Annotated in this window: 18 protein-coding genes; 15 read left to right on the top strand and 3 right to left on the bottom strand. The window is 55.3% G+C overall.

Annotated features, from left to right (window positions below; translation table 11 throughout):
- Positions 1–112 precede the first annotated feature (112 nt).
- From N9C89_RS16075 to N9C89_RS16035, 9 genes are all read left to right on the top strand, one after another.
- A complete protein-coding gene (locus N9C89_RS16075) occupies positions 113–508 on the top strand; it encodes a DUF3768 domain-containing protein (RefSeq protein ID WP_263955044.1) in 396 nt (131 codons plus the stop codon).
- A gap of 63 nt (positions 509–571) precedes the next feature.
- Positions 572–2,410, top strand: coding sequence for a ParB/RepB/Spo0J family partition protein (locus N9C89_RS16070; RefSeq protein ID WP_263955043.1), 1,839 nt, complete (start codon positions 572–574; stop codon positions 2,408–2,410).
- 172 nt (positions 2,411–2,582) lie between these two features.
- The gene (locus tag N9C89_RS16065; protein ID WP_263955042.1) at positions 2,583–3,131 is read left to right on the top strand and encodes a YcbK family protein; all 549 of its coding nucleotides are present in this window, start codon (positions 2,583–2,585) and stop codon (positions 3,129–3,131) included.
- Positions 3,132–3,273: 142 nt separating this feature from the next.
- A complete protein-coding gene (locus tag N9C89_RS16060) occupies positions 3,274–3,519 on the top strand; it encodes a type II toxin-antitoxin system VapB family antitoxin (protein WP_092841449.1) in 246 nt (81 codons plus the stop codon).
- On the top strand, positions 3,519–3,935 hold the full coding sequence (locus tag N9C89_RS16055; protein ID WP_263955041.1) for a type II toxin-antitoxin system VapC family toxin: 417 nt from the start codon (positions 3,519–3,521) through the stop codon (positions 3,933–3,935). The genes N9C89_RS16060 and N9C89_RS16055 overlap by 1 nt, the downstream gene beginning before the upstream one ends.
- On the top strand, positions 3,935–4,402 hold the full coding sequence (locus N9C89_RS16050) for a hypothetical protein (RefSeq protein ID WP_263955040.1): 468 nt from the start codon (positions 3,935–3,937) through the stop codon (positions 4,400–4,402). Before N9C89_RS16055 ends, N9C89_RS16050 begins: the two co-directional genes overlap by 1 nt.
- A 162-nt stretch (positions 4,403–4,564) precedes the next feature.
- The gene (locus N9C89_RS16045) at positions 4,565–4,732 is read left to right on the top strand and encodes a hypothetical protein (protein ID WP_263955039.1); all 168 of its coding nucleotides are present in this window, start codon (positions 4,565–4,567) and stop codon (positions 4,730–4,732) included.
- Positions 4,722–4,988: a hypothetical protein gene (locus N9C89_RS16040; RefSeq protein ID WP_263955038.1), complete on the top strand. Its 267-nt coding sequence runs from the start codon at positions 4,722–4,724 to the stop codon at positions 4,986–4,988. The genes N9C89_RS16045 and N9C89_RS16040 overlap by 11 nt, the downstream gene beginning before the upstream one ends.
- A gap of 363 nt (positions 4,989–5,351) precedes the next feature.
- Positions 5,352–5,531: a hypothetical protein gene (locus N9C89_RS16035; protein ID WP_263955037.1), complete on the top strand. Its 180-nt coding sequence runs from the start codon at positions 5,352–5,354 to the stop codon at positions 5,529–5,531.
- A 50-nt stretch (positions 5,532–5,581) separates the two neighbouring features.
- Here N9C89_RS16035 and N9C89_RS16030 read toward each other — a convergent pair whose 3' ends face one another.
- Both N9C89_RS16030 and N9C89_RS16025 read right to left on the bottom strand, forming a co-directional pair.
- Positions 5,582–6,145: a thermonuclease family protein gene (locus tag N9C89_RS16030; RefSeq protein WP_263955036.1), complete on the bottom strand. Its 564-nt coding sequence runs from the start codon at positions 6,143–6,145 to the stop codon at positions 5,582–5,584.
- A 28-nt stretch (positions 6,146–6,173) separates the two neighbouring features.
- Positions 6,174–6,335 carry a hypothetical protein gene (locus N9C89_RS16025; RefSeq protein ID WP_263955035.1) on the bottom strand — a complete coding sequence of 54 codons (162 nt, stop codon included), beginning with the start codon at positions 6,333–6,335 and terminating at the stop codon, positions 6,174–6,176.
- 186 nt (positions 6,336–6,521) lie between these two features.
- Here N9C89_RS16025 and N9C89_RS16020 point away from each other — a divergent pair, with 186 nt between their 5' ends.
- From N9C89_RS16020 to N9C89_RS16010, 3 genes are all read left to right on the top strand, one after another.
- Entirely contained in the window at positions 6,522–6,872 is a 351-nt protein-coding gene (locus N9C89_RS16020; RefSeq protein WP_092841437.1) for a single-stranded DNA-binding protein, read from the top strand.
- Between the two features lie 197 nt (positions 6,873–7,069).
- Positions 7,070–7,438, top strand: coding sequence for a hypothetical protein (locus tag N9C89_RS16015; RefSeq protein ID WP_092841435.1), 369 nt, complete (start codon positions 7,070–7,072; stop codon positions 7,436–7,438).
- An 87-nt stretch (positions 7,439–7,525) separates the two neighbouring features.
- Complete coding sequence (locus N9C89_RS16010; protein ID WP_263955034.1) at positions 7,526–8,470, top strand: hypothetical protein; 945 nt, start codon at positions 7,526–7,528, stop codon at positions 8,468–8,470.
- 567 nt (positions 8,471–9,037) lie between these two features.
- On the opposite strand, the gene N9C89_RS16005 is transcribed toward N9C89_RS16010, so the two are convergent.
- Positions 9,038–9,910 carry a LysR family transcriptional regulator gene (locus N9C89_RS16005; RefSeq protein WP_317134940.1) on the bottom strand — a complete coding sequence of 291 codons (873 nt, stop codon included), beginning with the start codon at positions 9,908–9,910 and terminating at the stop codon, positions 9,038–9,040.
- Positions 9,911–10,108: 198 nt separating this feature from the next.
- On the opposite strand from N9C89_RS16005, the gene bla (N9C89_RS16000) reads away from it, so the two are divergent.
- The 3 genes from bla (N9C89_RS16000) to N9C89_RS15990 are packed head-to-tail and all read left to right on the top strand — an operon-like array spanning position 10,109 to position 12,294.
- Entirely contained in the window at positions 10,109–10,972 is an 864-nt protein-coding gene (bla, locus tag N9C89_RS16000; RefSeq protein ID WP_394358523.1) for a class A beta-lactamase, read from the top strand.
- Between the two features lie 52 nt (positions 10,973–11,024).
- The gene (bla, locus tag N9C89_RS15995) at positions 11,025–11,966 is read left to right on the top strand and encodes a class A beta-lactamase (protein ID WP_263955032.1); all 942 of its coding nucleotides are present in this window, start codon (positions 11,025–11,027) and stop codon (positions 11,964–11,966) included.
- On the top strand, positions 11,959–12,294 hold the full coding sequence (locus N9C89_RS15990) for a hypothetical protein (protein ID WP_263955031.1): 336 nt from the start codon (positions 11,959–11,961) through the stop codon (positions 12,292–12,294). The genes bla (N9C89_RS15995) and N9C89_RS15990 overlap by 8 nt, the downstream gene beginning before the upstream one ends.
- Positions 12,295–12,789: the final 495 nt, after the last annotated feature.

Below are 12,789 nucleotides of genomic sequence, written 5' to 3'. Positions count from 1 at the left end.
TGCTCTCGGCGAGGGCCAAGGTTTCAGGAGAGGCACCGCTTCGCGGTCCTTCCAGAACCCTTGTCCGATTTTGGGAAACACCAGAACGGACCACACCACAAAGGAACACGATATGAACAATGCGCTTTCAATTCCCGAAGAAGACTTTGAGGCGGCGGAAAAGGCCAAGCTGATCGCGGAACACAACGACCGTTTTCGCAATACATGGGGGGCGGATTTTACCATCCCCGGTCAGATCGTCATGACGCAAGCCGTCGCTGCATTAAGCCCCGCTTGGATCACAAGGGCTATGGCCGCAATCCAGCGTTTTGACGACTTCACCGAGGACAACGACCCCTATGGAGATCACTGCTTTGGTGCGGTGGAAATTACGGTCGGCGACGAAACAAAAACCATTTGGTTCAAGATCGACCTCTACGATTGGAACCTCGAATACGGAGCCGAAGACCCAACCGACTTGGAGAAAACCAAGCGGGTCATGACGGTCCTTTTCCCTTCTGACTACTGAAAATCGAGAGCGCCCGACGAAGGGCGTTCCCCCCAAACCCATCACCATATCAAGGATAGAAAAATGACTGACCAAACAACAATCCCGCAGATCACCGAAAGCGTAGCGTTTGCCGATCTTTATGTTTCCCCTTTGAACCCGCGCACAGTGTTTTCCGAAGATGAAATCGCATCGCTGGCCGAGAACATCAAAATCGCTGGCCTGATCCATAACCTTGCAGGGTTCCGCCATGACGGTACCGATGGCGTTGGTGTTGTTGCTGGCGGGCGGCGTTACCGCGCCCTTGCTTTGTTGCAGGACGATCCGCGCTTTCAGAACGTGCAGGTTCAGATTGCAGCCGATGAAGATACCGCAAAACTCTGGGCGACCAGTGAGAACGCACAACGCCAAGACCTTCACCCTGCCGATGAAATCCGCGACTACGGCGCATTGGAGAAGACAGGGTTGACCGCAGGACAGATCGCCGTGGCATATGGCGCGACCGAAAAGAAGGTCTATCGCCGCTTGGCAATGGCAGGACTGCACACGGATGTTTTGGATGCGTTGAAGGCCAGCGAAATCAGCATGTCCCAAGCCAAGGCGTTCACGATTAGCAATGACGAAAAGCTGACCCTTGAAGTGTTGGAGCGCGTGAAAGCGAACGGCACGAAGGGTTGGGGCGCAATGTCCGATTATCAGATCAAGGAAGGCTTGAAGCCTGATCACGTAAAAGGCAGTGACCGTCGCGCTGTTTTTGTTGGCGTTGAGGACTACAAAGCCGCAGGTGGCCGTGTCGGCGGCGACCTGTTTGAAGATGAAACGATCTTTGACGATCCCGCGATTTTGCAGGAGTGCTTTGAGGCGAAACTTGCCAGCACTGCTGCGCAGATCGCAACGGACAATGGCTGGACTTGGGGCGAAGGTATCACGGACGATTATGTCTATAGCGATACGATCAATCGTATGAAGATGGCGCGGGTCTACAAGGTCGAAGGTGTGTTGACCGAGGATGAAAGTGACCGCTACGACGAGTTGGGCGAACTGGTAGACGGTGACGCTTGCGATGAAGCTGGAAGGGCTGAATTTCTGGAATTGCAGGTAAAGGCCGATGGGGGCTTTACCGCAGAGCAGCAGGCCCATGCAGGCGTTGTGATCTACGTTGACCACGGCGGAGATGTAGAGGTGATTGAAGGGCTTGTGCGGCATGAGGATCAAGAGGCAGCTATCGCAGCGGGCGTCTTGAAGAAATCGGCGCATAAAGAGACCCCAAAGAAGTCACCTATTTCTGCGAAGTTGCAGGAAGACCTTGACCGGATCGTCATTGGCGCACGTCAGAACGCGCTACTGGACGACCCGACCCTTGCGCTTGATCTATTGGCTTTCCAGTTGACCCAATCGAAGGGATGGCAGCGCATCCATGCTTATGATGTGTCCCTGCCCTATCTGGCGAACGTGCCAGAGTGTGAAACAGGTTACACGCAGGACAAGCGGCTGACGTTGCCCGAACCGGTTGAGAGCAAGGGCAGCAAGGCCGAGGACTTCACCGCATTCCGCAAGCGCGGCCATAAGAAGTGCATGGATATGCTTGTGCGGACCCTGATCGGCCAGCTTTCAATTTCACATGCCGATCTTGGCGAGATGATTGACGAGAAAACGAAGAAGGTCACGCGGGAACACTTCACGCCGACCGCAGAGAACTTCTTTAGCCGTGTTGGTGGCCCTTACATGATCGCATTGTGGAACGAATTGTTGGACCTAACGGACAGCCACGATGCCGCCAAGACATTCGCGGGCCTGAAAAAGGGCGAGAAGGCCGCGAAGCTGGAAAAGCTGTTTGGCGACGAAGCAACACGCAAGGCCCTTGGCGTCACAGAGACCCAAGAAGCCCGCATCGCAGCATGGTTGCCCGAAGGCATGGTTTGAAGCACGGAGCGGGGCGCACAAGCGCCCTGCCCCCCTTGATAAACCAAGACACTCGTTAACTCACGGCTCTCTTGTGTATCGGCAATATGGCAATGCAGTGACGATATTGTAATATTGTTTTGTTGCGTTTACACATACGATGATCCCCACTGTTTGGGAAATGGACATAGCAATGCAATCGAAAAGAGAGTTCATAAAGACAGCCGTGATGGCATCCATGCTGCTTGCGGCACCGGCTATTTGTATTGCTCAAGATACCCCTTGGGCAGAAATTGGCTATGATCGTATCTTGGTTGCGAACACCAATGGGGACAGGCTGGCCGTGCGTTTCCGCACCGGCCAGCGATATGACAACAGTAACCTTCAACAGCTGAATTGGCTGTGGCGCGACTGGCGTGCAGGCGGTGCGCACCGCCAGATTGACCCACTGTTGTTTGGCGATCTGGCGTTGATCCAAACGCGTATGTCGCTCGATTTTGCAGAACCCAAACTGATACTGGTCAATTCAGGGTTCCGCACTGCCAGCCGCAACGCAACCATCGAAGGCGCAGCCCGCAATTCGCAACACGTCCAAGGCCGAGCATGTGACTTCAACATGGTTGGCGTCAGCCCTGCCCTCGTTGTTGGCTACGCCGAGTCCTACGGGGTTCATGGCCTAGGCCGCTACGCCGATTTTACCCACATTGATGTTGGTCCAGAGGGGCGGCGTTGGAGTGGATAGACAGTTTCCTTGTGGTGAGGATGCACCTGGCCCCGTTTGCAGTTACTATTTTGCAGCGGGGCCGTTTTTCGGTATATCCTTTTAGCATTGCCAGAATATCCTATGTGGGATATACTCATGCCAAAGAAAGGATATACCTATCATGCCCCTCTACATCAAAGACGACAGCGTGGACGACTTGGCTATCAAGTATCAGAAATTGTCTGGCGCAGATTCTAAGACCGCAGCCGTGCGCAAAGCCCTGCTTGAAGGTTTGGCTTCCATCCAGCGCAAGGTTCCCTTGATGGAGAAGATTGCCGCCGTGCAAGCCAAAGCTGACGAAATCGGTCCCGTTGATCCCGACTTCGACCAGAAGGCTTTTGCTGACGATATTTGGAGCGACCAGTAATGTTTGTTGATGCGTCCGTAGTCGTTGCGATCATCAATCGTGAAGCTGGCTTTGAGGAAATCGTAAAGCGCATGGCGGCCCACAACGGCAAATTTGATGTATCGCCGTTGGTCAAGTTTGAGGCCGTTGCTGCGGTGGCCCGTTCCCGAAGTGGAAAGGTGCGTCCGACACCAGAACAGTTTGAAGCGGCTGGCACTGTTGTCGAAACCTTTTTCCATAGCATCAATGCAAACGAAATCACGATCACAGGCACCATCGGCGACAAAGCCTTGGCGGTCGCAGCCTGCTACGGCAAGTTTGTCGGCCATGAAGCTGATCTGAATTTTGGCGATTGCTTTGCCTACGCCTGCGCAAAAGCGTTCAACAGTCCGTTGCTCTACAAGGGCGATGATTTTGCAAAAACGGATATGGCGTAATGACAAAGAGTGCATTTTTTCTACGTGATCCAGAGTCGGAAATGACCTACAAAATGCCACTATCCAGCTCTATGGCGATCTATAGGGGCGAGGTCGGTTATGCCGAACTGTCAGGCAAGATCATGCAGGCGGTGACTGCCCTCATTTACGATAACGGGGATATTGCGTGGCAGAACGGATCACTTTGGCGCTTTGATAGCGACGGGTTGGTTGACCAAGAGTACGTCCGCGCCACGGCAGATGCAGTCATTGAGAAAGCGTTTGACGCTGATCCATACGATCCAGCGAAAGACGCCGAGTGGAAAATGCGATTGCGACGAGCAGACGTTAATCGTGACATGATGATACAGCCTGAAAACAGCGAGTTACGGGCGCGGCTTGAAGACTATCTCAGCAACGGCACCAAACACCCCCACATCAAGACCGCACGCGGGCTTACGAAGGTATTTTTGGAGGACCAAACATGAGTGTTGAATATGACCGCTTCATGAAGGCTGCACTGGTTCAGCTGGCGTCCCCTGAGATCGAGACCAGTGATAGATAACCCCACCACGATCTATGGGCGCTTCCTGTTATGGGTCTACATCCAAGGCCACGGAGGCCGCACCTTGCCAAGATGGTTCAGGCGCATGTTTGCACGATCCCAGATTCATCAAGCCTGGCTCTCTGGCCGCGACGGAAATTTCTGGCAGCATGGCATTCGGTTTGGCCCAGCCAACCCTTATGGCGAATACCGGGCGGCAGTTGATGCAGATCTGGATGAAATTATGCGGTGGGATGAAGTTGATGAAAGGTAAAGCTGTCGCAGCAACCATCATTGTCACCGCTATCGCCAGTGTTTTTGGATATACCTGCGCAACCGCATATCTGACCTGCCGCGACTACGGTTTCACTGCCGCTGTCGATTGGACATGGTTGGCCCTCAGCTATTTCCCGGTGCGCACCGTCCGACCGGATGATTTCTGGCTTGCAACCATGATCATCGGTGGCTTTGCCTGCGTCGGTTTGATTTTCGTAGCAGCATCTGTGCGTCGTTCCCGATACGAAGGGTGACTGTTTGCCCGACATCCCCAGGGCGATGCCCCGTGGACACGGGCCTGCGTTGTTCACGCAGAAGTCGCGCCCCCCGGCGCTCCATCCCCACCCACTTGTTGCACCAAGCACGAACAATGCAGATCGGGTCTGGCTGTTAACCTGGCCGCGCCTTGCGCGGGACAGGGCCAGACTACACCACCCCACACGGTCTTTGCATTATCCCACACCTGTAAAGGACTTCGCCGCGCCAAAGAGGGCGCAGCTCGCACGCGGCCTTGCAGGCCGTCCTTGACGTGGCGTGTCCAAATGCCTGCGACCGCATGGGGCAGTGATTTCATTGCTTTTTGACGGTTTTTCACCTATATCACAGAGGAACTCACCATGAGCGAGAATATGACCGAAACACAGTTTGACACATTGATGAAGCGTCTTGATCACATCGAGAGCAACATGGTCAGGAAGTCCGACGTTTTTCAGTCGGTCCTGACGGTGCAAGGTTTCACCTTCGCTATCGTCGTAGGCGTCATCGTTGTTCTAAACTCACTGGTCGGCTTTGGCTGACACGAGAGCGGCCCTTCCGGGCCGCTTTTCTGCGTTTCCCGCATGCATCACTACCCACACCATCCCAAGCGCCTGCCGCCCTCATAAGGCCGTGCAAGCCCTTCGCGGACCAAAATATCTGCGATATCTTCGCCCCCGATAAAGAGCCGCGCCAATCCCCGATCGAAGCGGTCACGCCCCGGCAATCGGATCACCTCTACGACACGTCCGAACGCCATCAACCCGCGCAATCGCGCGGTTGCGGCCTGCCCTAGGGCCAGCTCGAAGTCGCAGCCCGGTTCATACGTCTCTGGGGTGTCCAGTCCGACGAGACGCCAGCTATCGCCATCCATGCGGATTGTGTCTCCATCAACGACATAGACCGTCGCAGGATTGATCGTTTCAGCGTCCACCTGCCCTGCAATGAGCGCCAACGCCATTCCAGCCTGTAATGCCCAACAGGAGAGCAGTGGCCGGTTGCCCCACATCGAGGTGTAGAGCCACGTTGCTGTTTCTCTGAGGTGCGTTCTGCGTCTGTTGTCTGAGTCAGCTATGATCATACCATCTTGCCAAACAAGGTTATCCCTCTGCCAAACCATGCCACAAACATGGCTCAATCGGGAGGGGGTTTTCATCCATTTCCGTCCGTGTCGAAGATCCCCATCACGTTCCGCGTTTGCCAGTACCGTCGCTGTCTTTGCTGTATTCTGTGTTGATCACGCTTGCACAGTCACCAACATCCTCGGTCTTACCCGGCCCTTCCAAAAACTGAACGCGACGGTTCTCAAGTGTCCCCTTGGACGTGTTTCTCAAACGGAACTTCACTTAGTTTTCTCTTAGCGACCGGCTCCGGCTACGCCTTTGCCTTCAAACAAAAAAACGGTTTCCATCCGAATTAGAATAATTTACAATATTATAATATCGTTCGGACCCTCCGCTTTTTGGTTTGATCGCATCGAATACACGCTTGACCGTTTTTTATCGAAACACTCTCACCAAGGAGACACCACAATGAGAACCTTTGCAGAATTTCAGATCATGGGCCGCGTAGGTAAGACCAAAGACGTTGGCAACACCCTTCGGGTCACAGTTGCCGCCGAATACGGTCGCAAAGACAACAACGGCGACTTTCAGCCAAACGCCTACTGGAACGAAGTGACGATCTTCAACGAGAACGTCATCAAGTGGGTGAAAGAAAACACCCAACCCGGTGATTTGGTCCACGTTCGCGGAACGCTCCGTCAAACAAGCTGGGAAAACAGCTCCGGTGGCACCGAATACGGCATGACCCTTGCGGCTGACGACTTCGATAACATGAGCCAGGATGAACGCCGCCGCGCAGCGAAAAAGCAAGAGGGCTAACGCCCTCGGTGGGCCTTCCGGCCCACCACCGCCCCCACGGGCTTGTCAGTCGGCTGGACGTTTTCGGTCGCAGATAACGGGAATAAGGATTGGACGTTTCCGGTCGGCCCTCTCACCAAAGGTTCCTTCCCGGTGACAAAAACCCAAAGGGTTTTTCCAGCCGGATAGCCGGGAAGGTCATCTCAGAGGACAAGCCGATGGAATACAAAGACACGCCTGATCCACGTCACAACCTGCCATCGAGGCGGCTCACCGAGACCCGCAAGATCACAACGCAAGACGGTCATAATATACACCTGTCGGTCGGATATGATCCAAAGGAAAATGGGCGGCCCCGCGAAGTCTTCTACTCCGCGGGCTTCAAATCAGGGTCGCAGCTTGAATTTCAGGTTCAAGACGCCTGCGTGATGTTCTCGCTTCTTTTGCAACACGGCCTGCGGCCAGAAGACGTTGCAAAATCGCTGTCACGATCCGAGCAGCCAGACGGTGCTATGACCTATGCCAGCATTGTGGGCTTGATCGTGGCTGAATTAATCCAAACTGAGACCGTTGCCCCTAACGACTGACCATTGTATGATCTGTCTACCCTCGGTGGTCTTAACCGCCGTGTCTGGTTTCAAATCCAAAGCGCCGCTTAAATTCAAGGACCAACCATGCCTGAAATCTCGATTCCCGACTATCCGTTCAAACTGCCAAACGAAGCGTCCACGCTCATTTCGCGGTTTGGATTTTCCCAAAAAGAAGCGTCTGTTTTCTACGGTGTCCGCCTCGATACCATCAAAAAATGGATCAGCGGGAAGATGGCGATGCCCGACGATCTTGTCATTGAAAGCTACAACAAGCTGGCCCGATTGCAGGACTTCGCGGCACTTGTCGCTGCGGCTTACAATGATCTGGCCGTTGAAGATGACGGTGAACACATGGCCCATCAATACATCAGCCTGCCTACTGTTACGCAGATGCGGCGCGGCTTCATGCCGGTCTCAAAGGGCTTCTACGAAAGCCTTTTCGCCGACATAGCCGCTCACGCTTATAGTTCAGGTCCGGATGACTTCTGCTACGTTGTCCCCGAAGCGCCAGACGAAGAGATTGGCAAAACCAATTTCTGGATTCATCTTTGGGTACAGCACGATATGCAGATGGAGCTTTGTATCGAGCGCGAGGGCAGCGTTGCACGGTTTGATGTTGATTTTTACACCTTCCTAAAGAGTGAATTGACCAGCTGGAAAAATGTTCAATCCACGTTTTCCGGCGGAAGCGATTTGCACCCTCACCCCGACGAAGTTTGTCTCGATATTCCTTATTGCCCAGATTGGTATGGCGAAGCCCATGACCTCACAGATGAAGAAGTTGCCTTAGCTGGGACTTCAGTTCGGATCGCCATTTCCATCACCGGCAGCGACACTTTTGATGATATTGCAGGCGATGAACAACGATTTATCCAGTTGGTCGAAGATGATGATATTCGCCCAATGATGGAGGCGCATGAAGGCCCAGAAGACGCCGATCTGTGCGCAACAAATGAAAATTTGGCGTTGATCCTGCGAGAAGTCTTCGGGTCACGCAAAGCGTTGCTGGCAAAAGCTGCACATCAGTAGAGGTTAGGCCCATGCCCCGCCCTGCCCGGCGGGCCACCGCGCCCTAGTTTCAGCCGGCAGGCGGCTTCCACCAGAACACCACGCCCCGATGCATGCTGATGCAATAGGATGGGGCCCGTCTCTTACAGAGCCAGGCGCCACCTTTCCATCATGCCCGCCCTGGGCCGCGCCGATCTGCCCTTCGGGTGACGGTCGTTCGCTTCGCCTTGTGCATCGGATCTCGCCCGATTGTCGAATGCCGCGTGAAAGCGACCCGATCTACGGAGTTTCCGCGGCCTGTCAGAAGACCATGCCAAGCAATCCCGACCCAACCGCCGCGCATTACCGACCCAAACCGGACCTTCGCTGTAGAACGCGCGAGGGTCTGCTGTGCGGACTGAACCGCCATTCCAGATACCGGTGTCGATGGCCGCAGTCAGGCTCGAAGCTGCCCTTTGTGCATGACGCAGCATGACGCTCAAGCCCAAAACGAAGGGGGAGACGTTATTCGCTGTTGTCCAAAGAACCTTGGTTGATGAAGCCGAAGCAGAAATACGGTTCACCGTTTTTTGATAAGACGATTGGGGGTTACAGAGCTGCCTTGCAAATCCAGGCTTCAAATGCCGCAACGGCGGTTGTCGGCTCTTTGTTGGAAAGCCGGGTGATCCAATACCGTCCGGTTGTTACTTCCGTGTCGAACGGGCGCACCAGCCGGCCTTCAGATAGCTGCGCCTGAAACATGGCATGGGGCAGAAGCGCCACGCCTAAGCCTTTTGCCGCCAGTTCCGCCATGGCGACAGAAGAATCGTAAACCGGGCCTTCGATGTAAGGTGACACCATACCTGCTTTTTTAAACCAGATGGGCCATTCATCGGCGCGATAAGACCTGAGCAGCTTTTGGCTCAGCAATGTTTCGGGCGCTTTTAGGGCCGATGCCACAGATGGTGCGCATATCGGGGTCAGCGGTGTTTCCATCAGGGGCTGTATGGTCAGCCCGGGCCAGCGCCCGGCACCGAAACGGATCGCCAGATCAAGACCCTCCCGGGCGATGTCTACCCGGTTGTTGTTTGTGAAAAGACGAATGCTGATACCCGGATGGGATTCCTCAAATTTAGCCAAACGCTCCGCAAGCCACCCGACGGCAAAAGTCGTCACAACCCCCACATTGATCGTTTCATGATAACGACCATCCGTGAACCGATCCAAAACGCTGCTGATACGATCAAGGCTGGCGGTCAGGACCGGTAGCAACGCCTCACCTTCCGGGGTGAGTAGCAGCCCTTTGGACGTACGGTGAAACAGCTTTGCACCAAGCTGATCCTCCAGGCGCAAAATCTGATGGCTGACAGCAGCCTGGGTCACGCAAAGCTCTATGGCGGCATTGGTGAAACTGCCCTGACGAGCAGCAACCTCAAAGCTGCGCAGCGCGTTGAGAGGGATGTTTGGGCGATCCATTGGCATTATTTTTTCTTATGCAGAGTTTGACAATTAGTCGTTTGCGCACTGTATGAAAAGAAATTAATGCCGCTCTCATGAGCTGGATCAATGCCAGTTCAGCAAATATCAACCGACACATCATCTCTGAAGCCCAATGGTTTGTCTTTTCAGCCTGCCGGAAGGGTCGAGATTTTGCGCCGTAACAAAGAAGAGTGGAAAACCATGAAGGCATATATTCGAGCACTCCTGAGCGCAGCTTTGATCGCGGGAACTGCGACACCGTTGTTGGCGCAGGACCTGCAAGCAACAGTCTCCGCCTGGGAGGAGCGTCTGGATGCGCGTATCGGGGTGGTTCTGCGTGACTCATCCTCAGATTGGGAAATCGCGATGCGTGCAGATGAACGATTTCCGATGTCGAGCACGTTCAAATCCCTCCTGTGCGGTGCGGTTCTGGCGCGTGTCGATGCGGGACAGGAAAATCTGGACCGGCGCATAACCTACGCAGCAGATGATCTGGTGACCTATTCCCCGGTGACAGAGAAACATTTGGACAATGGCCTGACAGTCAGTGAACTTTGTGAAGCGACAGTGACTCTCAGCGACAACACTGCGGGTAACCTGTTGCTTGAAGCTGTGGGTGGGCCTGAGGGGCTTACCACCTTTCTGCGCGGTATCGGAGATCAGACCACACGCCTTGATCGCTGGGAAACGGCTCTGAACGAGGGGGCAGTCGGGGATCCACGGGATACATCTACACCTTCGGCCATCCTGAACACATTGGAAGTGTTGCTTCTGGGGGATGTTTTGACGCCCGCTTCTGCGGCGCAACTGCGTCAGTGGATGATTGACGACGCAGTGGCGGACGGGCTGATCCGGGCCCACCTTCCTGACGGCTGGGTGATCGGCGACAAAACCGGGGCCGGAGGCAATGGCTCTCGCGCAATCATTGCATTCATTCAGCCTGAGACGGATGTTCACTACTTTGCCGCGATCTATATTACCGAAAGTGATGCCGATTTTGCACTTCGCAATCAGGTGGTTTCAGAGATCGGTCAGGCAATGATCGCCGAGATCAGCGCCCGATAAGTGGACGCAACTCAGGGGCCGCGATAAGCCCCAATTTTTGAGGAGAGCCGTTTTGAAGACTCTGTCCCGACGCTTGTTTACCGCCGGAGCGGCATCTTTGCTTGCCTCCGCGGCAACTGGCCGGAATGCTTCCTATGGAACGCGCGAGTGGCAACCGCGCACCTATGATGACGGCCTGATCCCGCGCTTCTCATTCGAGGTCATCAGCCTGCAGGTCGATGGTGATCTCGGCGTTTCGGTGCTGGACACGGAGACTGGCCGTGCGAGCGGATGGGACGAAACCTCGACATACCCGCTCAACAGCACCTTCAAGTTTCTGCTTGCGGGAGCCGTTCTTCAGCGCGTGGACCGGGGGCAGGAACGGCTCGACCGGCAGATCGCAGTTCGATCCTCGGATATTGTCGCGTGGTCCCCGATCGCAAAAGAGGCGGTCGGTGGCAACATGAGCCTGCGCAGCCTCTGCGAGGCCGCAATGACGCGCAGCGACAACGCAGCGACCAACCTGCTTTTGCGCAGTGTCGGTGGCCCCGAGGCCCTGACTGCGACGTTGCGCAATATGGGCGACCCGGTGACGCGGATTGATCGCTACGAGACCGAGATGAACGATGTGCCCCCCGGCGATCTACGGGACAGCAGCACACCGTCACAGATGCTGAAGACCATGGAGACATTATTGCTGGGCAACATTCTGACAGCGCGAAGCAAGGAACAGCTTGCCGCGTGGATGATCGCGAACACGACCGGCGGCGCGCGGATCCGGGCCGGTGTGCCATCTGGCTGGACGGTCGGCGACCGGACAGGCACCGGCCCCAGAGGGGAAACCGCGACCATTGCGGCGATCTATCCGCCAAACCGGAAACCCCTTCTTATGACGATCTATATCAGAGGGTCGTCCCGAAACAGGGATGCACAGGAAAGCACACATGCCGAATTGGCCCGCATTGCAACCACGAATGTGGTGTTGCCACCCTACGATCCCTATCCCAATGACTGATCGCCGCTTTCATTTGCTGCCCATGTCGGTGGTCCTGCTCTGTCTCGCGCCTCCGGTGGGGGCGCAGGATCTGGAAGGCTTGACCTGGAGTGAGCAGAAATGTGTTCTCTATCAGAGAGCCGTCGATGCCGCGCTCGGGTTTCAAGGGCTGGACGGCCTGCGGACAGAATTTCTGACGCGGAATCAGTCGTTCATAGACAGCGGCTGCCAAGCCCCCGCCGATGTATGCCCGGTCACCGAGGCCGAACTGGAATTGGCCAATCTGCTGACGATCATGACGATGAACGAAGGCATGGCCAGTACTTTCGTGCCGTTCAAATGCTCCTGACCTGATCCTTCATCTTGTGAAACGGCTACGTGGCAAACTTGCGTTCCAGGCGCAAGGCGCCCCCATTAGGATTGCCACATGGCTGGCAGATTCCGCCACTTTGTATAGATCGCTAACTGCGCTTCGCTGCCATTCGAGCGAGGCGCAGCATTTGGTAAAGTGGGCTCTTTCCGGTCGTTGGCTGCGCCAAGCACGAACAACCGCTTTGAATCGGCGAGCTGGGTCAGTGATCTGACACAAAAGTCGGTTTTGCTTGGCATCTAACACCGATCCGGTTTTTCTAGTCGCTTGGGGTTCGGGCAAGCCGAACGCCGCTGCACGACGTCTCGGGGACCGCCGGTCCCCCAATGCAACCCCGAAATACTGCGCCCAAAGGGGTGTCCCCACCAACGGTCCCTAAGGGCTGCGTTGCCGGGTGATCCCCCTCCCCTTTGGGCTGGATTTCAGCATTGCATCGGTTCCCCCCCTGCTCTCGGCGAGGGCCAAGGTTTCAGG

The sequence above is a fragment of the Halocynthiibacter sp. SDUM655004 genome, from assembly GCF_026015885.1.
In the GTDB taxonomy this organism is placed as follows: domain Bacteria; phylum Pseudomonadota; class Alphaproteobacteria; order Rhodobacterales; family Rhodobacteraceae; genus Falsihalocynthiibacter; species Falsihalocynthiibacter halioticoli.
Note: the sequence above shows the minus strand (reverse complement) of the source record. Positions and strands in the feature narration are given on the sequence as shown.